This is a genomic window from Agarivorans aestuarii, assembly GCF_019670125.1.
GTDB classification, from domain to species: Bacteria; Pseudomonadota; Gammaproteobacteria; order Enterobacterales; family Celerinatantimonadaceae; genus Agarivorans; species Agarivorans aestuarii.
On record NZ_AP023033.1, the window covers coordinates 1,093,364 to 1,117,661 of the forward strand.

Sequence of the window (24,298 nt, forward strand, 5' to 3'; positions counted from 1 at the left end):
TAGCCTAGTCTCCCACTACAATATTACGCCCAGCATCTTTAGCGTTATAGAGCAGTTCATCCGCTCGGTTGAGCTGCGCATCTAAATGCTCTTCGAGATGGTTAGTTACGCCAATACTAACGTTGATAGACAGTGGAGTATCGTTATAAACAAACTCTGTTACTGCTACTTGTTCACGAAAGGCATCGAGTAGTTGATAGGCCTGTTCGTTACTAAGCCCAGCCATTGCCACACTAAACTCTTCTCCGCCGGTCCGGGCGAATAAAAAATTAGCTAAACCAGTTTTTAGTAAACTAGAAAAGTGGATCAATACTGCATCACCGGCTTCGTGGCCGTGTTGATCGTTAAACTTTTTGAAGTGGTCAATATCGAGCACGGCTACCGCAAGTTGAGAGTTTTTATCCTCGGCTTTTTGGTGCAGTTTACGGCCGTGTTTAATAAAGAAACGACGATTAGGAATCGCGGTTAAATAGTCTTGGTAAGCGGCTTTTTCCAGTTTTTCTACCAACGCTAAGGTATGCAGACTATGATTGACCCGACATTGAAACTCTTCAATGGAAAAGGGCTTGTGCAAGTAATCGTTAGCCCCGTTTTTAATGAACTTACTCGATACAGTCGCATTATCGGCAGAAGATAAACCTAGAATGCTTATCCGTCGTTGGCCCATTTCGTGGCGTACTTTTTGAACCAGCTGGAAACCATCCATATTCGGCATTTGATAGTCACTAATCAGCAGCTTAATATCTGGGTCATCTTGTAAATGCTGGAAGGCTTCTTGTCCGTCGTTAGCTTCAATCACTTGGAATAGGTGACGCTTTAATAAGCCACAGATGTGTTTTCTGGCTAGCTCTGAGTCTTCGGCAACCAACACTTTGGTATTTTGGTTTAGGTAGAGTTGATTTAAGGTATCGAAGGCCAACTCGTAGGAGTAGCGACCTTCTTTTAGCACATAATCAACTACGCCCTTAATGATTAGTAGTGATTGGGTTTGTTCATCAAATGAGCCTGAAAGCACTACAGTGGGAAGTTTATTTTCCAACAGGTAGTCAATTAGTTCCCCGTTTGGCGCATCGGGTAAGTTAAAATCCGCCAGCGCGGCAAAGAAGCTAGTGGGTTCGGCGCTGTACAATTGTTTCGCTTGTTCTAAGCTGGAGGCAAAAACTGGCTCAAGCTGATTCAAACGAGAAGACAAATGGCGGAGAATTTTTAGTACTGTTGGGCTGTCTTCTACAATAAGAATTTTCTGCATAGCTTGCTTTCCTAAAAACTCACTTGATTATTGTGCTTTGGGTCAAATAAAACTAAATTTTGAAAAACTAATATAACAAAATAACTGATTGATGCAGCGCAGTTTTTTAAATAAGTAATAACAAAAATTTGCCAAGCTTTATTGTTTTATATCTGCTAAATACAATTGTAGATGGATTTATGCTTGCTGGTTTTGTTTAATCAATTAGACGTGAATATTGTCACTGTTGGTTTCTTTAAGGAGAGAGTGTGTACTGGGCAGAATTTTTAACCGTGGTTGTGGTGCATTTGTTAGCCGTGGCTTCGCCGGGGCCAGACCTAGCAGTAGTGCTAAAAAATAGTATTTCCCTTGGTCGTCGAGCCGCTATTTTTACCTCCCTTGGTGTAGGTTGTGGGATTATGGTTCATGTGATTTATTCGGTGCTGGGAATCGGCTTAATCATCTCTCAGTCGATTTGGTTGTTTAACGTGATTAAATGGTTAGGCGCTGCTTATTTGATTTGGATAGGTATTCAAGGCTTGCGAGCTAAGCGTCGTGATGCAGCAGATATTGAAGCCGATACGGGCCTTAGGCTTAGCGATAAAAGTGCCTTTTTAAGTGGTTTTATGACAAATGGCTTAAACCCTAAAGCGACCTTGTTTTTCTTGTCATTATTTACTGTAGTTATTAGCCCAACTACGCCAATGCTGGTGCAGTTAGGCTATGGTTTATATATGGTTTTTGCTACAGCCTTATGGTTTGCCATGATCTCCTGGTTGTTTAGTACTGCCCGAGTTCGCCGTAAGTTTTTGCAGGTAGGACACTGGTTTGATCGCAGTATGGGTTTTGTTTTAGTAAGTTTGGGAATTCGTTTGCTTTTTAGTAGTCGAAACTAATAAGCATCATCAAAGACGCGGGAGATTTATGAAGGCAGCCACAAGGATAGGGCAAATAAAAATGCTCTGGCAGCAGGCTACGGTTTGGCAAAAAGCTGGGGTGTATTTTGTAATAGTCTTTATGCTTTATGTTGTGCTGTCACTAAGCTTGTTACCTTGGGTGATCAAGCAGCAAGTAGAAAAGCAATTAACCGTTCTCACCGGTCACACTGTGACTCTGCAACAAGCAGATTTTCATCCGCTTAAGCTTTCATTAACGTTGCGCCACTTTGCCATTAAAGAGCTTGATGAGCAGCAACCCCAGCCTTTGGCGAGCTTCGAGCGCCTCTATGTAGATTTCACCTTAAGCTCTATATTCTACTGGAGTTGGAATTTTGAAGCCTTAGAGTTAGACGGTTTATTTTTTCACCTTAGCCGACTAAAAAACGGTGCGCTAAACATCGACAGCTTATTCCCCAACACCGCTGAAGCGCAAAATACAGAGTCGGAAAGCAGTGAGCAAGCTAGCGTCCCCCGTTTGCGAGTTAAACAGTTTATGCTGCGCAATGCTCAGCTAAAACTGAGTGATTACTTGCCAGAGCAGGCGGTAGATTTTTCTATTTCTAGCTTTGATTTATTGCTTAACGATTTTTATACCCAAAGAACCGGCGATGCAGCTAATGCCTATCGTATTGAAGCGCAAGTCGGCGAGCAAGGCCGTTTAGCGTGGAGTGGTGAAGTGGATTTGCCTGCTTCTCAAGTATCGGGGCAGTTCTCTTTAGAAGAGTTTCAGCTTCCGCGGGTTTTTGCTTTTTTACGCCCTTATACCGATTTGCGAATCAACCAAGGCGCGGTAACGCTTAGCACAGATTATTTCATTGATTACCAACAACAGTTTCAGTTTATTACCGAACAAGGCCAGCTGAGCATTGAACAATTTGAGTTGAGTGCTTTTGATGAAACTCGCGCTAAGTTCGAACAGCTCTCGCTTAATAACATTACTTTTGATTTGAACCAGCAACACCTAAGTTTAGGGGATATAGGTCTCAATCAAGGTTTACTTGCTGCCAACTTTGACCAGCACTCTCAGCTAGATTGGCTCTCGTGGTTTCATTTTGAAAAGCTGGTGGCTGAAACTCAAACACCTGACGCTGGCGCACAAAGTGATGCTACACCGGCGGTTGAACAGGAAGAACCGGCTACCAGTGAGTCTTCTTGGGTGCTAAGCAACAACAGCATTAAGGTGAATGACTTTGAACTAAGGCTAGGTGAAGCTTGGTTAGGCAGCACTAAACAGCATCAATTATTGTTACAAGCGCTTAGCCTTAGCGGGTTTTCTAGTGATATGCAGCAAACCACGGAATTAACGCTTGATGCTAGTTTGTACCAGCAGAGTCCACTCAATGCAAAGTTAGCCTTTAGTGGCCCAGAGCAGCGTTTAACTGGTCAAGTAAGCCTTAGCCAATTGGCGCTAACGCAACTTGAAAAATGGTACTCCCCTTTTGTTCGGCTAGATATAAACAGTGGGCAACTGGCCTTAAGTAGCGAGTTAGATATGCAGTTGGCAGACAGCTTTGCTCTTAATAGCTCTAAAGGGCGTTTGGCCTTATCGCAAGTTAATCTGGCGGTGCCCCAACAAACAGAGAATTTGCATTGGCTGGCGGCCAATGATGTTGTTGCCGACGGTATAGATGTCAATCTAACTAAGCAAACTGTTGATATTGCGAGCCTTAGCAGTGAAGCCTTAGAGTTTATTGCCAGTCTCGATGAGCAAGGCAACTTGGACATTATTGAATACCTAGGTTTTGCAGCAAGTAAGAATAGCGAAAACAGCCCAATCGACATCGAGCCTGAGCCGCAAAGCGATCAAGCCTTAGAGTCGGAGGCAACTAATCTCGATGAAGTCAGTGACGTTTCTTTAGAAGCGCAAACTAAGCCAGAACTTGCACAAAATGCAGTGGCAGCAGAAGAAACTGACGCTACTGCACGTGAACAGCAAGCTGGGTGGATGGTTAATATTGCCCAGTTGAGCGCAGCTAATTCACGTTTTAGTTTGAGCGAGATGTATTCTGGGCAAGAGCTTAAACACCAACTAAACGCCCCTTTAATTGAGCTTTCAAATATAAGCTCCGATATGAGCGCTTCGATGACGATAGCCGCAACGCTGCAAGCCGAGCAGGGTGGCGAGCTCGCTATTGATGGAGAAATTGCCCTTGCCGACAAACAAGCTGATTTAACGCTTAAAGCTACACAGTTTGGTTTGGCTTTTTATCAAGCCTACTTAGCGCAATACACCGAGCTAAAACTTGAGTCGGCCAAGTTTAATACCGACATGCAAGTGCAATTAGATTGGCAAGAGCAATTTGGATTGGCTTTAAAAGGCCCGCTCAGCATTGATGAACTGCATTTAAAAGACGCAAGGGCGCAGTCCGATTTACTAAAATGGTCAGAGTTTAATCTTAGCCAGTTAGATTTAGATACTCGCCAACGCCGCCTTGCTTTGGGTGAGATTAACTTTATTCAACCTTACTTCTTAATTGAGGTATCTGAAGACTTTTCCACTAATTTGGCTGGGATTGTAAAGTCACCCGAAGAGGGTGAAAGCTCGGTTGAGCAGCAAAGCGAAGAGCTTGAGGAACAAGCCAGTGAGCCAGTAGCTACAAATGATTCAGCAAGCTGGCAAATTAGCATTGCGCAAACGCAGTTTAGCCAAGGCTTGGTCGACTTTGCTGATTACTCGTTAGACCCCAACTTTGCCGCCAAGATTGAAAAGGTAGAGGGTAAAATTGGCAGCTTAACTCAAGACGCTAGCCAGCCTGCCGAAGTGAGCCTAAGCGGTGAAGTGGACGGTTATGCTCCGGTAAGTTTTGCTGGTGAAATTGCCCCTCTTGCTGCGGAACCTGCTTTTGATGCGGCACTAGATTTTAAACATTTAGAACTTACTCGCTTAAATGCCTATTCGGGCACCTATGCAGGCTATGTGATTGAGCGTGGGCAAATGTCTTTAGCTCTGGCTTATAAACTTAAGCAAAGCCAGCTACAGGGAAGCAATCAAGTTTACATAGAGCAACTGCAATTAGGTAAACGCACTAATAGCGAAAAGGCTACTTCGCTACCGGTGGAGCTTGCGATTGCGCTACTAGAAGATGACCAAGGTGTGATAGACCTAGGTTTAGAAGTTAGCGGCGATGTAAATGATCCAGACTTTAATGTTGGTGGATTGGTGTTCAAGGCCTTAGGTGGCGCGCTGAAAAAAATCGTTACCTCACCCTTTGCTTTGATTGGTTCGCTAATTGGTAGTGACGAAACCTTAAATGAAGTGAGTTTTGTTGCTGGCAGTAGCGAGATTGAGCAGCAACAGCTTACTCAGCTAGGCCAATTGGCCGAAGGCTTAAAAAAACGTCCGCAGCTAAAAATTGCTCTAGTTGGCTCCATCGATCCAGCTCAAGATATTCCAGCGCTCAAAAGACAAGCGCTCGCTGAACAGCTTAATCAACAGGCTAATTTGGATATAGCGCCGCAAGATATCAGTTTAAGTGCAGTACTCGAGAACCGCAGTTTACGAACTGCTCTTGTTAACTTGGCACAAGTTAACATAGAAGAAGCAAGCCGTAATGAAGACCGACAGCAGCTAACCCAAAGCTTGCAAGAGCAAGAGCAGCTTAGCCCCGAGCGTTTAAATCAAGAGTTACACAGCTTGTGGTATCAACGATTAGTTGACCAACAAACCCTTAATGATGGCGATTTAGAAAGCTTTGCAGAGCAACGAGCGATTGCGGTGAAAGACGTTCTCACCGAACAAAACGAATTAGCCATTGACCGCGCTTTTGTGCAGCGCCAAGCGCTCGACAAGCAAAGTGGCAAAATGCTGGTAACCTTAAGCATTATTGCTGATTAATCGCGAAAGCTTGTTTTAAACCCTGTTCGGGCGATAATGTCACTGATTTTGTAAGGAAAAGCAGTATGCAAAAGCTCCTACTCGTGGCCGAACACAGCGATTTTATAGTGGTTAATAAACCCAGTGGTATTAACTTTCATACCGAGTCTGGCGAGTTGGGGCTGGTTGAGTTGGCGCGCCAACAATTTGCCCTAGAGTTATGGCCAGTGCATCGCCTAGATAAGCTAACCTCTGGCTTGTTACTGCTTGCCAAAAATAAATCGGCAGCTGCGCGTTTTCAAGAGCTGTTTAGCCAAGGCTTAGTCAATAAATTCTACTTAGCCTTAGCCTCTAACAAACCTAAAAAGAAACAGGGCTTGATTAAAGGCGATATGCTGAAAGCTCGCAACGGAAGTTGGAAGCTTGGGCATACTAACGATAACCCGGCGATTACCCAGTTTTTTAGTTTTGCGCTGTTACCCAAACGCCGTTTGTTTTTATTAAAACCTCATACTGGGCGTACCCATCAATTGCGGGTTGCCCTTAAAAGTTTAGGCGCGCCAATACTGGGTGATACGCGTTATGGTGGCGAAGTGGCAGAGCGGGGTTATTTGCATGCTTTTGGCCTGCAGTTTAATTGGGGTGAACAGTCTCTCCATTATGTAGCTTTAGATAATCTTGATGGGGATTTTGAGCGGTTTGAAATCGCTGAAAAGATTGCCAGTTTAGCTAAGCCTTGGGAAGTGGCCTTCCCGCAACTTAAGCGCAGTTAAGCTAACAGCTCTGTCGTTTCTTAAGCATAAAAAAAGAGCCGCATAAAGCGGCTCAAATGTTAGGGGCTGTTGATCTTTGCTGATGGTTTTTACAGCAATTTATTAGCCATTTAGGCAAGGCAGTGAGTGTGCAGTTAAGTGAGCTTAATAATCACTCGCTAACGCTGAATAAATGGCTAAGAAATGCTGCCCGAAGGGTTCGTATAAGCGAACTTTACTCTTTGTTAAGCACTTCTTGCTTAGCCCACTAGGCTTTTAAGTGCTCGCCGCGATTAAAGCCCGCTTATCTCGAACAAAATTTCAACACCAAAGATCAACAGACCCTAAGGATGTTATTAGGCTTCTTTGGCCGAATTTAGTTTAGTTATTTCGTCTAACTCTTCATCCAAATCGTCTTCACCAATGCCTTTTAGTTTGGCTATTAGCAAACCGGTAATCACTAAGGTAGTCACTACCCCTGCCACCGTAGAAATAGTCATTGGTAGCCCAAAGCCCAAGGTGCTTGAGTTTAGGATGAAGGTCACCACTACTGTTGTCATAAACATGGCTGGAACAGTGGTTATCCAGTGGAATTTGTCATTACGCAATAGGTAAGCGGTTGCCGTCCATAACATCATTACAGCGGTTGTTTGGTTAGCAAAGCCGAAGTAGCGCCAAATTACTCCAAAATCTACTTGAGTAAGAATGCCACCAATAATGAAAATTGGCAGGGCAATCATTAAGCGGTTTTTAACGGGTTTTTGAGACAGGTTAAAGTACTCTGCCAAAATTAAGCGGCTTGAACGAAACGCCGTATCGCCTGAGGTGATAGGTAAAATAACCACTCCTAAGAACGCTAAGATACCGCCAAATACACCTAGTAGACCAAAGGAAGCATCGTAAACCACTTTACCTGGACCACCGTTCGCTACTGCAGCTTGCAAACCTTCCATCGAGTTGAAGAACGATAAAGCGATAGCACACCAAATTAAGGCAATAACACCTTCACCAATCATTGCGCCGTAAAATACAAAACGGCCATTTTTTTCATTCTCTACACAACGAGCCATTAACGGTGATTGCGTGGCATGAAAGCCTGAAATTGCTCCACAAGCAATGGTAATGAATAAGGCTGGCCACAATGGTAAGTCGTTCGGGTTCATGTTAGTGAACATTTGGCTAACTTCAAAGTTGCCCATTACTTGGTGTTCACTGGAGAAAGCTACAGCGGTAATAAGCCCTACCGACATAAAAATAAGTAGCGCGCCAAATAGTGGGTAGAAACGACCGATAATTTTGTCGATGGGGACGATGGTAGCGATGATGTAGTAAACAAAAATTAGGCTAACCATAGTGCCTAAACCAAGGCTTAAGCCGGCTTGGTCGTTAATTAGGTTGGTCAACATGCCTGCAGGAGCGGAAACAAACACCACACCAACTAACAGCAGCAAAACAATCGCAAAAATGTTCATAAAGTGACGGGCGCTTTTTCCTAAATAGCGACCAGATAGAGCGGGGACTGAAGCGCCGCCATTACGAACTGACAACATGCCAGAGAAGTAGTCGTGGGTTGCGCCAGCAAAAATACAGCCAACCACAATCCATAACATCGCCGCTGGGCCATATAAAGCGCCCATGATAGGACCAAAAATAGGGCCCACGCCGGCAATGTTAAGCAGTTGGATTAAATAAACTTTTTTCTTCGACATCGGCACGTAATCTACGCCATCTTGCTTGGCGTAAGCGGGGGTTTGTCGTTGTTCTTTAATGCCAAATACCTTTTCTACAAAGGCACCGTAAATGAAGTATCCGCCGAGCAACGCTGCGACGCAAAATAGAAACCAAAGCATGTCATCCTCTCAGTACTTAGTTGTAATCGAGGCCAGTCTATTAATTCGCAAGTCTCTATTCAGTAGTCGCTTTGGTGAGTGGTGCTATTTCTTGGTAAGTGGTCGAAATAGCACTTAAGTGGTGTTGATTAATTTAACAATGTTATAAGCCAAAATAGTCTTTAATTGCTTTGAAGTAGCGACGGCTAACGACTAACTGTTAACTGTGCGCCACTTTTAGTAAACAGCACCGTTTCTTGGCTAGTCGTTGAAATAGCACTTAAGTGGTGTTGGCTAATTGAACAATGTTATAAGCCAAAATGCTCTTTAATTGCTTTGAAGTAGCGGCGGCTTACTGGCAGCTGTTCGCCACTTTTGGTGAACAATACTGCGCCACCATTGTCTTCTAGGGATATTTCAGAGATCGCTTCCACATTCACCAAGTGTTGGCGATGGCAGCGTAATAAAGGCGATTTATCTTCTAATACTTTTAAGGTGAGCTGAGTATGATAGCTGCCATTTTCGGTGGCAACGTGCACCCCGCTTAGATCGCTAGAAGCATGCTCTATATCTTCCAAACGTATTAGTTTTACCCGTTGTTGGTAGTAGCAGGGAATTAAGCGAAGTTGCTGCTCTTTGAGCATGGTTTGGTAGGAGTGATTAGCGGGCGCATCGGCTTCGGTTTGCTTGATGGAAGGCAAGCGCTCTTTTAAGCGTTTAATCGACTTACACAAACGTTCCGAGTCAATCGGCTTGAGTAAGTAATCCACGGCATTTTGTTCGAAGGCATCCAGAGCAAATTGATCGTAAGCAGTCACAAATACAATCGCTGGCGCATTGTCGCTGTCAATCATATTCGCCAGTTCTAAACCGCTAATTTGTGGCATTTCTATGTCTAAAAACAATACCTCGGCTTGCAGTTGCTTAAGGTGCTTTAAACACTCTATGGCGTTGCCAAATTGCGCGACGACTTCAATTTCAGGGTGGCTTTGCAGCATCTCCTGAAGCTCTTCTCTGGCTAAGGGTTCATCGTCGACAATGATTGCTCTCATTGGTTAGGCTCCTTGGGCAGTGAAATAATCACCCGAGTATATTGGTTTAGCTGACATTCAACTTGTAACGCGAAAGATGCACCAAAAGCATTTCGTAAACGGGTATCCACAATATGCATGCCTAATCCTTCGCTGGTGGCTTGCTCTGGTTTTTGATAGAGGCCGGCGTTGTCTTCAACTACCAATTGTTTAACTCCATTGTTTAGCCGGCTATAAATGGTGATTTTGCCGGTTTCAAGCAAATGAGCGGTGCCGTGTTTAATGGCGTTTTCAACTAAGGGCTGCAAGGTAAAGGTGGGCAACTCCAAGTGCATAAACGATTCATCAATATCTTGTTTAATCACCAGCCTGTCGGCAAAGCGCACTTGTTCAATATGTAAGTAAGCGTTCACATGTTCCAGTTCCACACTGACTAAGCTGCTTTGCTGATTACGCTTTAAATTAATTCGCAAGAATAAGGCTAAATCAGCAATAAGCTGACGGGCAGAGCTGGCGTCGCGTTTTACCACCGCGCTAATGGTATTTAAGGCGTTAAACAAAAAGTGTGGGTTAATTTGGGCGCGCGCCAGTTTTAGCTCAGCTTCGGTGAGTAGTTGCTGCTGTTGCTGAACATGGCTATCACGTAATTGTTCGGCAATTACTTTAGCAATACCTTCGCCTAAGGCGCGGTTAATGTGTAAAAACAAGCGACGTTTCGATTCGTACAATTTCACAGTGCCAATCACATCGTTCTCGCTACCGCGAATAGGCACCACCAAGGACGAACCCAGTGGGCATTTATCACTTGAGCTACATTGGTAGGGCTCTTCTACGCCATCGGCAAATACCACCCTGTTTTCATTAATCGCTTGGTAGGTTTGTTTTGAAGAAATAGGCCGACCGGCATGATGGTGGTCGCTGCCCATGCCTTTAAAAGCCAATACCTGTTGGGTATCGGTAATAGCGACCGCAGAAACACCGGTTTCTTCATGAATGATATTAGCGATACGCACCGCATCTTGTTGTTTGAAACCTTGATGAAAGACACCTACCATGCGTTGCGCAAGGTTAAGCGCTTTAGCTGAAGAATGACTACTAAATTTGTCATAAAGCCGGCGGCGGTCGCGAATCATCATCATGAATAAAGCGGCGCCAACAGAATTGGCTAAAACCATAGGAAGGGCGATAACTTCTACTAAGGCTAGTGCCTGCTCAAAGGGTTTAGCAATCAGCAAAATTAATAACATTTGCAGGGTTTCGGCGATTAAGGTTGCAACAAAGGCAATAGTGGGCGAAAACAAATGTTCGTTGTGCAAGCTGCGCCTGCGGATCCACAAATGAAATAAGCCGCCAACTAAACCTTCAAGCGTGGTTGAAACTGCGCAGGCTACGTCGGTAAATCCGCCCATAAAGTAGCGATGCATGCCTCCGGTAAAACCTACCAGCAAACCCAGCACTGGACCGCCAAATAAACCACCAAGCACGGCGCCAACTGCGCGAGTATTGGCAATGGCGTCGTCAATCGCCAAACCAAAATAGGAGCCTAGAATACAGAAGCCCGAAAACAAGCAATAAATGGTGAGCGTATTAGGTAAACGTGGCGACAGATTAGTAAGCGGAAGAAAGGCTGGCGTTTTACTCAGCAGGTAGGCAATGACCAGAAAAACGCTCATTTGTTGGGCTAAAGACAATAGCAGGGAAAAATCACTCAATATCATCAGCTATTAAAGCCTCGCTAGTTGGCGAAAGGATATCTGGCATTCACAGTAGATAGCAGCATATTAGCATACTGTTTACAGCAACTAATAGGACTTACCAAAATCGCTGGTAAAGCTCTTAACAAGCTGGTAACGCTTGACCGCTTGCAAATGGTGCAAGCACTGGTATTGTGATGGGTTTCTATAATAATTAATCCCAAAATGGGAAAGGAAATGTGTGGCTAAATCCGCCACCGGAGTAAAAGAGCAAATGCAAAAAGATCCAATTAACGATATTCATATCTCGTCAGAACAAGTCCTTATCACACCAGAACAGTTACGCGAGAAGCTTCCAGCTTCTGATGAAGCATTACAATTTGTACTGCAGTCACGCAAAACTATCGCCGATATTTGCCACAAACGTGACTCACGTTTATTGGTTATTACTGGCCCTTGTTCTATTCACGATTTAGAACAGGCGAAAGAATATGCTTCGCGCCTGAAGAAACTTCACGATCAATATAGCGATCGCCTATTTATCGTTATGCGGGTGTATTTTGAAAAACCTCGTACTACCGTAGGTTGGAAAGGTTTCATCAACGATCCGCACATGGATAACTCTTTTGATGTGGAAACTGGTCTTCACAACGCCCGTGAACTGCTAACTTGGACCGCCGAGTTAGGTTTACCAGTGGCCACCGAAGCGCTAGATCCAATTAGCCCGCAGTACCTATCAGAATTGTTCTCTTGGGCTGCTATTGGTGCACGTACTACTGAGTCACAAACTCACCGTGAAATGGCCAGTGGTTTGTCTATGCCTGTTGGCTTTAAAAATGGTACTGATGGCAACTTAGGTACAGCAATCAATGCAATGCAATCGGCTGCTCACTCGCACCGCTTCATGGGTATTAACCAACAAGGTCAAGTGTCTTTGTTGCAAACTCAAGGCAACCCAGATGGCCACGTAATTTTACGTGGTGGTAAACAGCCTAACTATGATTCAGTAAACGTGGCACTGGCTGAGCAAGCAATGGAAAAAGCCGGCTTAGCACCTACCCTAGTAGTGGACTGCAGCCACGCTAACTCTAGCAAGAACCACGAACTTCAGCCTTTGGTTGCGGCTAACGTGATTAATCAAATTGAAGAAGGCAATAAATCAATTATTGGCTTAATGTTAGAAAGTAACTTGGAAGCGGGTAACCAGCCAAGTGAAGCACCCAAGTCAGCACTTAAATACGGTGTATCGGTAACCGATGCGTGTATTGATTGGGATGCAACTGCAACGTTGATCGACAAGATGTTCAACGAACTTGGCGACAGCCTAGCTAAACGCCTAGAAAAATAATAACGGAAACAACATGGTTCAAGCTCTAAATCTTTTACGTGACCAAATCGATGAAGTGGATCAACAGCTTCTAGATTTGCTACAGCAACGTATTCAGCTGGTTCATAAAGTAGGTGAAGTTAAAACTCAGCACGGTTTACCTATTTATGCACCGGATCGCGAAGCAGCCATGTTGGCTAAGCGTCGCGCCGAGGCTGAAAACAAAGGTGTACCGCCAGCGTTAATCGAAGACGTATTGCGTCGAGTGATGCGTGAGTCGTATACCAGTGAAAAAGACAGTGGTTTTAAAACGATAAATCCTGAGCTTGGCAATATTGTTGTGATTGGTGGTCGTGGGCAACTAGGCCGTTTGTTTGTACAAATGTTTACTTTGTCTGGCTACCAAGTTGATGTCATTGGCAAAGAAGATTGGGATAAAGCCCCCGAACTATTTGCTACCGCCGGTTTAGTGTTGGTTTCTGTGCCAATCAACCTTACAGAGACGGTGATTGCCCAATTAGGTAATCTGCCTGAAAACTGTATCTTGGCCGACATCACTAGTATTAAGTCTGCACCGCTAAACAAAATGTTGGCTGTGCACAAAGGCCCAGTTGTGGGTTTGCATCCAATGTTTGGCCCAGATGTGCCTAGTCTTGCTAAGCAGGTTATTGTTTACGCCGATGGTCGTGGCGGTGAGCAGTACCAGTGGCTATTGCAGCAAATGGGCATTTGGGGCGCACGTTTACATGCCGTAGAAGCAGAAAGCCATGATAAAGCGATGACTTTGATTCAGTCTTTGCGTCACTTTACGTCTTTTGCTTATGGCATGCATTTAGCGCAGGAAGATGCAGACTTAAAACTGTTACTAGACTTAAGCTCTCCGATTTATCGCTTAGAGCTGGCCATGGTTGGACGTTTATTTGCCCAGTCTCCTGATTTGTACGCCGATATTATTATGGCATCAGAGCAGAGCGCTGCGATGATTAAGCGTTACCACCAACACTTTGGTGAATTGGTTGAGCTGGTAGAGAATAAAGATCGCGAAGGCTTTATTGCGTCTTTTGAGCGAGTGAGTGACTGGTTTGGTGATTACTCGCAAGAGTTCTTAAAAGAAAGCCGCAGCTTATTACAGCAAGCTAACGACAGCCGACGCTCTTAGGTTTTGTAGTTAGTGATTAGCCAGCCCTTAGGGCTGGCTTTTTTATGCGCTTTATTAGCTTATTATTTATAAATGATCTTCGAAAGCCGCTTGCTGTTCATATTCAGCAATTTTTTGTTTTAACCAGCTCAGCGCCTCACCCTTATCAGTAAATATTTGTACCGTTTCCCCTGCTTGAATATATATTTGGCTTAAATGCCATTTAGCGAGCTCTGGTACGCTGGCGTGGGTAAGGATTAAGGCGGTGGCAACTCGACCACGTTGTTTTTCAACTTTTAACCACTCAATTAATTGCTTTGCTGCATCTTCGGTATAAAAGGTTTCTCCATGAAATGTGGCTAAAACTGCCCATGGCGAATCTAATAATTGGTCTAGTATAGGAGCCGCAGCGCTGCCACTATCCTCCATTTGTTCAAGATTCCAAGGACCTGTGCCCTCAATCTCCATTATCTGTCCATTAAGTGAAAACTCAATAGAACCATGTGCTTCTCGCAATGCCGTCTCCCACAAACACTAAACCGACGAAATTGTATTGGCTTGTTAGTTTAAGTTAATGCTAGATCTCCAGTTCAGCAAGTTTCAGTTAACGAATTCGACTAATTTATAATCCCAACAAAACTAAGAAAAAGCTGAAGCAGTTAACGAAAAGCCGCTTTGGCATTAGCTATAAAGCTCCTTAGTTTATGGAAATGCTGGCAAATTTTGGGTTGGCTAAAGCTGCGATTCACCGAGATAACAAAAAAACTGGTTTATTTAGCCTATTCATTGCGCCTAACTATGTTTATTCCCCGCTATATTGGTTAAAATTGCGCGTTTTTGGTACTTCGACGTAGGTCATTGCAGGATGTTTGAAATTAATTCGGTGAACAACTCACTAGCAGATATTAAAGAGCGCACAGAAGTGCTCCGGGGGTATCTTTGACTACGATGCAAAAGCAGAGCAGTTAGAAGAAGTCAGTCGCGAATTAGAACAACCAGAAATTTGGAATGACCCGGCGCGCGCGCAAGCCTTAGGCAAAGAACGCTCAGCGCTAGAGTTGGTGGTAAAAACCATCGACAACCTTACTCAAGGCATCGAAGATGTTGCTGGTTTGGTTGAGCTGGCGGTAGAAGCTGAAGATGAAGAAACCTTCGAAGAAGCTCAAGCCGAAGCCGAAGACTTAGTTAAACAATTAGAGAAGCTTGAATTTCGCCGGATGTTTGCTGGCGATATGGACGAAAGCGATTGTTATATCGATATTCAATCAGGCTCTGGCGGCACCGAGGCTCAAGACTGGGCCAATATGATGCTACGTATGTATTTGCGTTGGTGTGAAGCGCATAAATTTAAAGCTGAATTAGTTGAAGTGTCGGATGGTGATGTTGCTGGTATTAAAGGTGCAACGATTAAAGTAAGTGGCGAATATGCTTACGGCTGGCTAAGAACAGAAACTGGCGTGCATCGTTTGGTACGTAAGTCTCCTTTTGATTCTAGTGGGCGTCGTCATACCTCGTTTGCATCGGCGTTTATCTACCCAGAAATTGATGACAGCATTGAAGTAGACATTGACCCAGGTGATTTGCGCATTGACGTATACCGAGCTTCAGGCGCGGGTGGTCAGCACGTAAACAAAACCGAATCGGCGGTGCGAATTACCCACTTACCTACCAATACAGTGGTGCAGTGTCAAAGCGGTCGTTCGCAGCACAAGAACAAAGACGAAGCAATGAAGCAGCTTAAAGCTAAGTTGTTTGAGCTAGAGTTGCAAAAACAGAATGCCGAGAAAAAAGCGGCGGAAGACAATAAATCGGATATTGGCTGGGGCAGTCAAATTCGATCTTATGTATTAGATGATTCAAGAATTAAAGATCTTCGAACCGGTATTGAGAACCGTAATACTCAAGCCGTGTTAGATGGTGATTTAGATAAATTTATAGAAGCTAGCCTTAAGTCAGGGCTGTAACGAGCAAGGTTTTCACATGTCGGAACAAACAGAACAAAGTCTGGAACAAGCAGCACAAGAAGAAAATAAACTGATCGCAGAGCGTCGCGCTAAGTTAGACAAAATTCGCGAAACTTGCTCGGCTAACGGCCACCCAAATGACTTTAAACGTGAGCACCTAGCTGACGATTTACAGCAGCAGTTTGGCGAACAATCTAAAGAAGATTTAGAAGCAGCCGGTAACATAGCCGCTATTGCTGGTCGTATTATGGCTAAGCGTGGACCATTTTTAGTGATTCAAGATGTATCGGGTCGCATTCAAGCTTACGCGCCTAAGCCGGTGCAAAAAGAGCTAAAAGAAATTGGTGGCTTAGACATTGGCGACATCATTGGTGTTAAAGGTGCGCTGCACAAATCAGGTAAAGGTGATCTTTACGTGAACATGGACGAGTATGCTTTGCTAACTAAAGCCTTGCGTCCATTGCCAGAGAAATTCCACGGTTTAACCGATCAAGAACAGCGTTACCGTCAGCGTTATGTTGATTTGATCGTAAACGACGATTCACGCCAAGCCTTCATTGTGCGTTCTAAGTTGGTAGCCGGTATTCGCCGCTTTATGGAGTCTAAGAACTTCATGGAAGTGGAAACACCAATGATGCAAGTGATCCCTGGCGGCGCTACCGCACGTCCATTTATTACTCATCACAACGCGCTAGATCAGCAGATGTTCCTGCGTATCGCACCAGAGCTTTACTTGAAGCGTTTAGTGGTAGGTGGCTTTGAGCGCGTATTCGAAATTAACCGTAACTTCCGTAACGAAGGTCTGTCGCCGCGCCATAACCCAGAATTCACCATGATGGAATTCTACATGGCCTACGCCGACTACAACGATCTAATGGATCTAACCGAAGAAATGCTACGCACTGTAGCGGTTGAGGTTCTAGGCTCTTCTTCTATGCCTTATGGCGACGAGACGGTTGAGTTTGCTGGTAGCTACCCACGCTTGAGCATGTTGCAAGCGATTAAGCAGTACAACCCTGAGCACGCCGATATTCAAGCTTTGGATTACGACAAAGTGCAAGACCGCGAGCACATGGTTAGCATTGCTAAATCAGTTGGCGTTGAAGTAGAGAAGTTCTGGACTTGTGGCCAGCTACTTGAAGAAATCTTCGGTGAGACTGCTGAGCCTAAGCTAATTCAGCCAACCTTTATTACAGAATACCCAGCAGAAATTAGCCCGCTAGCGCGTCGCAATGACGACAACGCCTTTATCACTGACCGTTTTGAATTCTTCATCGGTGGTCGTGAAGTAGCTAATGGCTTCTCTGAGCTTAATGATGCAGAAGACCAAGACGCGCGCTTTAAGGCGCAGGTTGAGGCTAAAGATGCTGGCGATGATGAAGCGATGTTTTACGACGCTGACTACATCACCGCCCTAGAGCACGGCCTACCACCAACGGCTGGCCAAGGTATTGGTATTGACCGCCTAGCGATGCTCTTCACCAACACGCACACTATTCGCGACGTGATTTTATTCCCAGCGATGCGTCCTCAAGCTTAAGTTCACAAATAAGCTATTAAAGGCCATACACTTTTTACAGTGTGTGGCTTTTTTTTTGTGCTTTTTCGTTATAGTAGCGATAACGAAGACTAAGCTCATTGAGAGTAAGCTTGGTTTAGTCAAAAGCAATTAGCGTAATTAAGGGAGAAAGGTAGTGAAAATGCTGTTGTCAGGAATAGTAGTGATTGTACTGGTTGTAGTTGGGTTTATGGTTTACAAAAACCTTAGCACTCCAAGTGGCCTAGGTTTGCAATCGGGTCGATTGGCGCCATTAGCCAGTTCTCCAAATGGGGTGTCTAGTTATGCCGAAGGTGATAAAAAAGTCGCTGCCTTGCCATTTAAAGCCGATTTGAAAAGCACTCAGCTAGCCGCCTTACGCGCTTTTGCCCATATGCCAAACAACAAAGTGATTAGCCGTGATGAGCAATATGTTCACGCCGTCTTTTTCAGCCCAACGGTAGGCTATCGCGATGATGTAGAGCTGCATTTTGACCAAACTGAGCACTTAGTCCATTTTCGTTCTCAGTCTCGCGTAGGTTACTCTGATATGGGTATAAATAATCAGCGATATCAAGAGTTTGCCAAATTATATCTAGAAGCTGAGTAATTACCTACAAAAGCGTGAGCCAAGTTGCAGATAGCGCAGCTTGGCTTTACCTAATGGCTTTTATTGGCTTAGCTTAAAGTATTCTCCTAGGTAGTTGGTGATGCCGTGAAAGCATGTCTGTTTAGTCTGTTGATTCTTGTAAGCTGTCAAACTCTTGCAACTGATTCCTCTGCAAAACCACGTTTCTTAGTGGTACCTAAAACCGTTACCAATCCTTTTTTTGATGATGTAGAAAAGGGCTGTTTACAAGCTGCCGCTGAGTTAGATGTAGAGTGTGTCTACCTTGGCCCTGAAGAAGCCGATGCCCGTTACCAAGATCAAATAATTTCTCAGCAAATTGAGCAAGGCTTAGACGGCATTTCGGTGTCGGTGATTAACTCTCGGGTGCTTACTCACCGCAGCATGCAATTGGCCAAGCAAAGTCAAATTCCCGTAGTGACATTTGATTCTGATTTTTCTGAAAAAGCCTTGGCTGCCGATCCCAAACTACGCCATAGCTATATTGGTACCGATAACTTTCAATTTGGCTTTCAGTTGGGGCGTTTAACCCAAGCCTTAAAGCCGCAAGGGGGCTCGTTCTGCATTATCACTGGGCATAAGGGCGCGGCCAACTTGATGGAGCGTATTAGTGGGGTGTATGCCGGCTTAGGATTTAATAATAACAGTGGTAAGAGTGACTTATGGGAAGAACTAAGTCGCTGCCCAATTTACTCCGATGATGATGCTCAGCGCTCGCTTAATAATCTCGATAGAATGCTGCGCCTACATCAATACGAACCGAAATTGCTTGATGTGATTATTACCGTTGGCGCGTGGCCACAAACGCTTGAGTTTAAATACTCAGACGTTGTGTCGCCGCATAGTGATAGTTTGGCCTCAAGCCGTTTATTGCTTATTTTTGGCGATACCCTCGAAGTACAAAAACGCTTATTAGCGCAGGGTTTAGCCCATGGTAATGTTGGCCAATCACCCTACGATATGGGCTATCAGTCTATTTATACCCTGTATAGCATTCATCAAGGTAAAGCGGTGGAACCACTGATACACACCAAGCTGGAACGCTGTGTATTTGGTCAAATTCCGATGTGCCAATAGCTTGCTTGCAGTGGTTGTTTAAACAAGTAGCTACGTGGGTGAATACCGATATTAGCGTTCAGCTGTAGCTGCCTTGGAACGGCCACTATGATAGCTGGTAAACGCTTCTTTAGCTTAAGTTAACACCATGGGGGCGGCGACTTGGTTGGCGCTCTGTTGATCCTTGAGCTGAGCAATTAAGGCTAAACTAAATTCAATAGCTGTGCCGGGGCCTTGGCTGGTGATTAGCTTATGTTCTTGATCAACCACTACTCTGTCGACACTTAATTGGTTTTGCGGTAGCTGCTGTTGAAAGCCAGGGTGGCAAGTTACTACAGCATCACCCAGTAAATTATGCTCTGCTAGTACTACAGCAGGAGCTGCGCAAATTGCGGCTAACCATTGCTTCGTATTACGTTTCTTAAGCATGGCAATGAGTGATTCGCAGTCACGGAAAGCCTCACTACCGGGAACACCACCGGGCAATACCAGCATCTGGTAGTTTGCTGGGTCTATATCGCTAATATGCAGATCGGCCACTAGTTTTACGCCGCGAGAGGCAACTATCTCCAAGCGCTTGTCGGCTTCAATACTTACTACGTCTACGATAATCTCGGCTCGGCGTAATACATCGATGATGCTTACGGCTTCAATCTCTTCACTGCCAGAGGCTATAGCTACCATCACTTTAGTCATTGTGTTTCTCCAATCGCTGGATCTGTTGCAGCATGTATTGATTATGTGGGCAAGCCAATTGATGTTTCGCAGCTTGCTTAACTATATAACCATTAATGTAGCCTATTTCACTAAGGCGTTTGTGGTGTATGTCTTGCTGCATAGAGGAAAAGTTATTGGCAGTTGCTTTCGCTACCTGCAACACCGTTTTGTGTAGGTCTTCGGCACTTAAATCAAGCTGTTCGGCAGCGGCTACTTGGCTAACTTCGTCGCAAAGTGCGGCAATATCTTTGGCAAAACGTGTATCTAGCAGTTCGCCGTTTCGGCATTGGTGCAAGGCAGTGAGAGGGTTAATGCAGCAATTGATTGTCAGTTTTCGCCACAGAGCGGGGTAAATATTGTCTTGCCAACTTGCGCTTGGCAATGCTTGTTCAAGTGCCATCAAATCTTGCGGCTTTGCGGCGTTTTTTAGGTAAGGCCCAACAACCAGCTGACCCAAGCCTGTGTGTTTTAGCTGTAGTTGGGTATTCGTCTTTTCTTGAATAAGCGCGCCATGAGTATTACTGGCTAAATACAACAGCTGGGGAGCTAGTTTATCTACGATCTCATGGTATGCGCCCATCCCGTTAACCACTAACATTAGTTTGCAATTGTCGGCTAGCTTAAACGCAGACAAGGCTTGTTTTACTTGGTGGGCTTTTACGCATAGCAATAACCAACGGCAATTAGGTAAGCTGGGAAATACCTTCAAGTTGTTTGTAATGACGCCATATTCAAGGCTATCAAGTTGCAATGTTAGGTCTTGAGTATGGCTTAAGCGTGAGTCAACAAAACACACTTTTTGTTGTTGATGGCTCAACAAGCCGGCCAGTAAGCCACCTACGGCGCCCGCGCCAATGATGGCAAAGTCGTAATAGGGTTCTGCAGAAACAGTCATAAATAGACTCACTAATCTAACAAAATTGGCACTAGCGTTACCGCAAGCGATACTCTTTTAGTGGTAACGGGATATAATGCAGCAATTTTCGCATAAGGCCAGATTTTAGGGGAGAGAAAACATGCCTTCATTTGACATTGTTTCTGAGATAGATGCTAACGAAGTTCGCCATGCGTGTGATAATGCGATACGTGAACTAGAAACGCGTTTTGATTTTCGTGGTGTAGAAGCCAGCTTCGAATACAAAGATGAGTCAATTAAGATGACTGCTGAGGCTGAGTTTCAGTTACAGCAAATGCTGCATATTTTGCGTGGCACTTTAGTCAAGCGCTCGGTTGATGCTAAGTCGATTGATTTAGCCTCGGTAACCCGTAGCGGCAAAACACACTCTCAAGTGGTTAACTTCAAAAACGGGATTGATCAAGCCACCGCTAAAAAAGTGGTTAAGCAAATCAAAGATGCCAAGCTAAAAGTTCAGGCCTCTATTCAAGGTGAACAAGTACGTGTTACTGGCAAGAAGCGTGATGACCTGCAAGCTGCGATGGCATTGGTACGCAGTGGTGAATACGACCAACCGTTCCAGTTTAATAACTTTCGCGACTAAGGCTTTATAGCCAAGGTTTGTTAAACCGCCATCCGGCGGTTTTTTTGTGTCTGGTGCTTATCTCAAAAACTTTTTGGTAAAAAATCCCGCAAGGTGTCCAAGTTTATATTTGTTAAACCTCATTACTATGTCGGTGAAGTATGCTTCACTGATTAATATGAATTTGAATGGAGTGAAATAATGAGCAATAAACAATATATGTGTTTACTTCGCAGTGACTCGGGCGGCTGCGAACAATTATCTGCCAGTGATATGGAAGTGATGTACGCCAAATTTAATGCTTGGCAAACTAAGTTTGCCGACAACATTGTGGATATGGGCGGTAAGTTGGGCAGTGAAGGGGCGGTGGTTAATCGTGATGAAGTAAAAGATGGCCCCTTCATCGAAGTTAAAGAAATTGTTGGTGGTTATATGTTGCTTACTGCCAGTGATTTAGCAGAAGCCGTCGAGGTGATTAAAGCGAGCCCTATGGTTGAAAACATGGGAACCAATATTGAGCTTCGAGAAATAAGCAAACCTTGAGTTCTCACGGAAAAATAGAGCATCTATTTCGCCACGAGTATGGCCAACTCGTGGCCTTATTAGTTCGCCGTTTTGGCTTTGAGCATTTTGAGCAAGTAGAAGATGCGGTGCAGTGGGCGATGGCCCAAGCGCTTGATAATTGGTTGAAACAGGCGGTGCCAGACAAACCCTCTGCTTGGCTCTATCAAGTGGCACTGCGTTACCTTTTGTCGCAGTTTCGCCAACAGCAAAGCCATTCTAATTTGCTAGCCCAAACTGAAGAGCCACAAACTGAGGTACTGGTAGAGCCGCCACTTAGTGGAGAATTAAGTGACGCATTATTGCGAATGTTGTTTGTTGCTAGCGATGAGGCTTTAGCGGTGGAGTCGCAACTGGTTTTCACCCTAAAAAGCTTGGTGGGGTTTAGCATTAAAGAAACTGCATTGCGGCTATTTATTAGTGAAGCCAATGCTTATAAGCGCTTTAGTCGTGCTAGAAAACACCTACAACAGCAACCCTTGCAACTAGATAGCTTAAACGAGCAAGACATGCAACGGCGTTTGCCAGCAGTGTACCGGGTATTGTATTTGCTTTTTACCGAAGGCTATTTGTCTTCTCACGAAGATTTATCTATTCGCCAAGATTTATGTGAAGAGGCAATTCGTTTAACTGGGTTGCTAAGCCAACATGCCTTGGGCAATCGGCCCGAAAGTTATGCTTTGTTAGCCCTTATGTATCTAAATACAGCTAGGTTGCCCGCGCGACAACAAGCGGGGGAGCTACTGCTGTTGCAAGAACAAGATCGTAGTAGCTGGAATCAGGCACAAATTGCTATGGGCTTGCGTTGTTTGCAGCGCTCGGCGCAAGGTGAGCAATTGTCTCGCTATCATATTGAGGCGGGCATAGCGGCGGAACACTGCTTGGCTTCTTCTTTTGAGCAGACTCGTTGGCATAAAATAGTGGAGGCCTATCTACTGCTAGAAAAGCTGGCGCCTTCACCCTTTCATATTCTCAATCGGGCGGTGGCCTTGGCGCAATGGCAAGGGGCAAAGGCTGGCTTGGCAGTGCTTGAAAACTCTCAAGCTCCTAGTTGGCTGAGTCGCTCTTATCATTGGTATGCGGTATTGGCAGACTTACAGTTTCGCAGTGGAGAGCAGAAACTGGCAGAGCAAAATGCCCAGCTAGCACTAGAGGAGGCTCCTAGCGCTGCGATTAGGCGTTTATTAAGCAAGCGCTGGAGTTTGTCGCCTCTTAAAGACTAGGCTTAGCTCTGTTTGCTGGAGGCGTTGTGCGCCAGTATCTTGGTAAAATAGCCCTTTAAGCTAAGTAACATTATTAGGCTCGGGATTACCATTACTGCAGTTAAGATGAAAAATAGCGGCCAAGATTCTAAGTAATCTGCCAAGTTACCGCTGAAGGAGGCGAGAGTGGTGCGTCCCAAGTTCCCCAAGCTAGCTAACAAGGCATATTGAGTTGCAGAAAAAGCTTGGCCAGTAAGCACTGTTAAAAACGAAACAAAGGCGACTGTGGCAAAGGCACTGGTAAAGTTATCGACGATAATGGTGGCTAAGAACAATTGTTCATTTGGACCAGCTGAGGCAATCCAAGCGAACATTAAGTTGCTGCTAGCCATGGCGATGCCACCCAATATTAGCCCTTTAATAATGCCAAAGCGCACATTAAAAGCACTGCCAATAATGGTGAATACTACGGTGGCTCCCCAGCCAATAAGCTTAGAGTAATGGCCAATTTGCTCATTACTAAAACCCACTTCGCGGTAAAAGGTTATCGACATTCGGCCTAAAAAGGCTTCGCCAATTTTGAACAGAAATACAAACAATAACAAGGTGATTGCTACTCGCACGCCATTGCGGCGGAAAAAATCTAAAAAGGGTTCGGCCACAGTTACGGTTAGCCATGCTAGCAAGGGCGATCTTGTGCCAAGGTATTCGGCATGGCGCAGCTCTGCTTGTTGTTGCAAGGCTTCGCGGTTACTTAACGGTTCCTTCACTAACACGGTAAATAGCATCAGCAAGGCCACAATAAAACACATACCTAAATAGACGCCGTTCCAACCAATGCTGTCAGCATTAATAAAGGCTAAATACCCCGGTAAGGAATAACCGGTCCACCAACCAATCACAGCCATGGCCGAAGCTTGTGGTAAGCGGTGCGATTCAGCATTAGCGAAGCTGTCGATACGGTAGGCATCAATGGCAATGTCTTGAGTAGAAGATGCGGTGGCAATGCACAAAGCGAGCAGTGAGGTAAATACCAGGCTGTTGGCGGGGTCAAACTGGGCAATGCCAAAGGTACACAGCAACACGATACTTTGGCACAAAAATATCCAACTTCTACGCTGGCCGAGCCAAGCATGTAAAACGGGAAGTTTTACCCTATCAACTAAGGGAGCCCATAAAAAATTGATGGCATACACGGTAAATACCGAGCCAAAAAAGCCAATGGCTGAGCGTGACAAACCGGCGTCGGTAAGCCAGCCCGACATATTAGAACCAATTAGTACCCACGGAAAACCGCTGGCACAACCGAGCATAAATACCCAAAGCAATCGTTTATCTAAATAAGAACGTAGGGTCTGAGACCAATTTAGCGATGAGTTCATTTATAGCTCGGTTAAGTTGTGG

General features: G+C 44.8%; 20 protein-coding genes. 12 read left to right on the plus strand and 8 right to left on the minus strand.

The genetic code is table 11. The features are described 5' to 3' along the window. Positions 1-4: 4 nt before the first annotated feature. Entirely contained in the window at positions 5-1,249 is a 1,245-nt protein-coding gene (locus K5609_RS05090) for a diguanylate cyclase (protein WP_221076244.1), read from the minus strand. Positions 1,250-1,497: 248 nt separating this feature from the next. Here K5609_RS05090 and K5609_RS05095 point away from each other — a divergent pair, with 248 nt between their 5' ends. From K5609_RS05095 to K5609_RS05105, 3 genes are all read left to right on the plus strand, one after another. Beyond that, a complete protein-coding gene (locus K5609_RS05095) occupies positions 1,498-2,124 on the plus strand; it encodes a LysE family transporter (RefSeq protein WP_016400353.1) in 627 nt (208 codons plus the stop codon). A gap of 61 nt (positions 2,125-2,185) precedes the next feature. Next, a complete protein-coding gene (locus K5609_RS05100) occupies positions 2,186-6,001 on the plus strand; it encodes a DUF748 domain-containing protein (protein ID WP_221076245.1) in 3,816 nt (1,271 codons plus the stop codon). Positions 6,002-6,066: 65 nt separating this feature from the next. After that, on the plus strand, positions 6,067-6,753 hold the full coding sequence (locus tag K5609_RS05105) for a TIGR01621 family pseudouridine synthase (protein ID WP_221076246.1): 687 nt from the start codon (positions 6,067-6,069) through the stop codon (positions 6,751-6,753). Positions 6,754-7,088: 335 nt separating this feature from the next. Here K5609_RS05105 and K5609_RS05110 read toward each other — a convergent pair whose 3' ends face one another. The 3 genes from K5609_RS05110 to K5609_RS05120 form a co-directional block, all read right to left on the minus strand. Beyond that, a complete protein-coding gene (locus tag K5609_RS05110) occupies positions 7,089-8,582 on the minus strand; it encodes a carbon starvation CstA family protein (protein ID WP_221076247.1) in 1,494 nt (497 codons plus the stop codon). A 287-nt stretch (positions 8,583-8,869) separates the two neighbouring features. Then, the gene (gene btsR, locus K5609_RS05115; protein ID WP_221076248.1) at positions 8,870-9,613 is read right to left on the minus strand and encodes a two-component system response regulator BtsR; all 744 of its coding nucleotides are present in this window, start codon (positions 9,611-9,613) and stop codon (positions 8,870-8,872) included. Then, positions 9,610-11,310, minus strand: coding sequence for a LytS/YhcK type 5TM receptor domain-containing protein (locus tag K5609_RS05120; protein ID WP_281423335.1), 1,701 nt, complete (start codon positions 11,308-11,310; stop codon positions 9,610-9,612). Before K5609_RS05120 ends, btsR begins: the two co-directional genes overlap by 4 nt. Positions 11,311-11,560: 250 nt before the next feature. Between K5609_RS05120 and K5609_RS05125 the strand changes: the two genes are divergently transcribed. Together K5609_RS05125 and tyrA are read left to right on the plus strand one after the other, a co-directional pair. Then, a complete protein-coding gene (locus K5609_RS05125) occupies positions 11,561-12,634 on the plus strand; it encodes a 3-deoxy-7-phosphoheptulonate synthase (RefSeq protein WP_040306856.1) in 1,074 nt (357 codons plus the stop codon). Positions 12,635-12,647: 13 nt separating this feature from the next. Next, entirely contained in the window at positions 12,648-13,772 is a 1,125-nt protein-coding gene (gene tyrA, locus K5609_RS05130) for a bifunctional chorismate mutase/prephenate dehydrogenase (protein ID WP_221076250.1), read from the plus strand. Positions 13,773-13,838: 66 nt separating this feature from the next. Here the strand turns inward: tyrA and K5609_RS05135 are convergent, their stop codons facing one another. Further along, positions 13,839-14,267, minus strand: coding sequence for a hypothetical protein (locus K5609_RS05135; RefSeq protein WP_221076251.1), 429 nt, complete (start codon positions 14,265-14,267; stop codon positions 13,839-13,841). 349 nt (positions 14,268-14,616) lie between these two features. Here K5609_RS05135 and prfB point away from each other — a divergent pair. The 4 genes from prfB (at position 14,617) to K5609_RS05155 (ending at position 18,957) form a co-directional block, all read left to right on the plus strand. Continuing rightward, a protein-coding gene (gene prfB / locus K5609_RS05140) for a peptide chain release factor 2 (protein ID WP_221076252.1) occupies positions 14,617-15,715 on the plus strand; the annotation gives its coding sequence in 2 pieces (ribosomal slippage) (positions 14,617-14,691 and positions 14,693-15,715; 1,098 coding nt in all). 16 nt (positions 15,716-15,731) lie between these two features. Continuing rightward, a complete protein-coding gene (gene lysS / locus K5609_RS05145) occupies positions 15,732-17,255 on the plus strand; it encodes a lysine--tRNA ligase (RefSeq protein ID WP_221076253.1) in 1,524 nt (507 codons plus the stop codon). A 160-nt stretch (positions 17,256-17,415) separates the two neighbouring features. Then, on the plus strand, positions 17,416-17,862 hold the full coding sequence (locus K5609_RS05150) for a DUF1499 domain-containing protein (RefSeq protein WP_246611985.1): 447 nt from the start codon (positions 17,416-17,418) through the stop codon (positions 17,860-17,862). A 105-nt stretch (positions 17,863-17,967) separates the two neighbouring features. Then, a complete protein-coding gene (locus K5609_RS05155) occupies positions 17,968-18,957 on the plus strand; it encodes a substrate-binding domain-containing protein (protein WP_221076255.1) in 990 nt (329 codons plus the stop codon). A gap of 114 nt (positions 18,958-19,071) precedes the next feature. Here the strand turns inward: K5609_RS05155 and K5609_RS05160 are convergent, their stop codons facing one another. Together K5609_RS05160 and K5609_RS05165 are read right to left on the minus strand one after the other, a co-directional pair. Continuing rightward, on the minus strand, positions 19,072-19,632 hold the full coding sequence (locus K5609_RS05160) for a DJ-1 family glyoxalase III (protein ID WP_221076256.1): 561 nt from the start codon (positions 19,630-19,632) through the stop codon (positions 19,072-19,074). Next, on the minus strand, positions 19,625-20,548 hold the full coding sequence (locus K5609_RS05165) for a ketopantoate reductase family protein (RefSeq protein WP_221076257.1): 924 nt from the start codon (positions 20,546-20,548) through the stop codon (positions 19,625-19,627). Before K5609_RS05165 ends, K5609_RS05160 begins: the two co-directional genes overlap by 8 nt. Before the next feature lie 121 nt (positions 20,549-20,669). On the opposite strand from K5609_RS05165, the gene K5609_RS05170 reads away from it, so the two are divergent. The 3 genes from K5609_RS05170 to K5609_RS05180 all read left to right on the plus strand — a co-directional run bounded on the left by K5609_RS05170 (position 20,670) and on the right by K5609_RS05180 (position 22,915). Further along, positions 20,670-21,152 (plus strand): YajQ family cyclic di-GMP-binding protein, encoded by a 483-nt coding sequence (locus tag K5609_RS05170; protein WP_016400328.1) that lies wholly within the window; start codon positions 20,670-20,672, stop codon positions 21,150-21,152. Between the two features lie 180 nt (positions 21,153-21,332). Beyond that, positions 21,333-21,674: a YciI family protein gene (locus K5609_RS05175; protein ID WP_221076258.1), complete on the plus strand. Its 342-nt coding sequence runs from the start codon at positions 21,333-21,335 to the stop codon at positions 21,672-21,674. Continuing rightward, positions 21,671-22,915: an RNA polymerase sigma factor gene (locus tag K5609_RS05180; RefSeq protein ID WP_221076259.1), complete on the plus strand. Its 1,245-nt coding sequence runs from the start codon at positions 21,671-21,673 to the stop codon at positions 22,913-22,915. The genes K5609_RS05175 and K5609_RS05180 overlap by 4 nt, the downstream gene beginning before the upstream one ends. A 2-nt stretch (positions 22,916-22,917) precedes the next feature. Here K5609_RS05180 and K5609_RS05185 read toward each other — a convergent pair whose 3' ends face one another. Beyond that, positions 22,918-24,276: an AmpG family muropeptide MFS transporter gene (locus K5609_RS05185; RefSeq protein WP_221076260.1), complete on the minus strand. Its 1,359-nt coding sequence runs from the start codon at positions 24,274-24,276 to the stop codon at positions 22,918-22,920. Positions 24,277-24,298: the final 22 nt, after the last annotated feature.

Excerpts from the sequence above, each read along its gene's own strand:
- K5609_RS05125 (WP_040306856.1), top strand. The coding sequence starts at position 11,561 with ATGCAAAAAGATCCAATTAACGATATTCATATCTCGTCAGAACAAGTC.
- tyrA (WP_221076250.1), top strand. The coding sequence starts at position 12,648 with ATGGTTCAAGCTCTAAATCTTTTACGTGACCAAATCGATGAAGTGGAT.
- K5609_RS05185 (WP_221076260.1), bottom strand. The coding sequence starts at position 24,276 with ATGAACTCATCGCTAAATTGGTCTCAGACCCTACGTTCTTATTTAGAT.
- K5609_RS05150 (WP_246611985.1), top strand. The coding sequence starts at position 17,416 with ATGCTGTTGTCAGGAATAGTAGTGATTGTACTGGTTGTAGTTGGGTTT.
- K5609_RS05160 (WP_221076256.1), bottom strand. The coding sequence starts at position 19,632 with ATGACTAAAGTGATGGTAGCTATAGCCTCTGGCAGTGAAGAGATTGAA.
- lysS (WP_221076253.1), top strand. The coding sequence starts at position 15,732 with ATGTCGGAACAAACAGAACAAAGTCTGGAACAAGCAGCACAAGAAGAA.
- K5609_RS05110 (WP_221076247.1), bottom strand. The coding sequence starts at position 8,582 with ATGCTTTGGTTTCTATTTTGCGTCGCAGCGTTGCTCGGCGGATACTTC.
- K5609_RS05090 (WP_221076244.1), bottom strand. The coding sequence starts at position 1,249 with ATGCAGAAAATTCTTATTGTAGAAGACAGCCCAACAGTACTAAAAATT.
- K5609_RS05175 (WP_221076258.1), top strand. The coding sequence starts at position 21,333 with ATGAGCAATAAACAATATATGTGTTTACTTCGCAGTGACTCGGGCGGC.
- K5609_RS05100 (WP_221076245.1), top strand. The coding sequence starts at position 2,186 with ATGCTCTGGCAGCAGGCTACGGTTTGGCAAAAAGCTGGGGTGTATTTT.
- K5609_RS05170 (WP_016400328.1), top strand. The coding sequence starts at position 20,670 with ATGCCTTCATTTGACATTGTTTCTGAGATAGATGCTAACGAAGTTCGC.
- btsR (WP_221076248.1), bottom strand. The coding sequence starts at position 9,613 with ATGAGAGCAATCATTGTCGACGATGAACCCTTAGCCAGAGAAGAGCTT.
- K5609_RS05120 (WP_281423335.1), bottom strand. The coding sequence starts at position 11,310 with ATGATATTGAGTGATTTTTCCCTGCTATTGTCTTTAGCCCAACAAATG.
- K5609_RS05105 (WP_221076246.1), top strand. The coding sequence starts at position 6,067 with ATGCAAAAGCTCCTACTCGTGGCCGAACACAGCGATTTTATAGTGGTT.
- K5609_RS05165 (WP_221076257.1), bottom strand. The coding sequence starts at position 20,548 with ATGACTGTTTCTGCAGAACCCTATTACGACTTTGCCATCATTGGCGCG.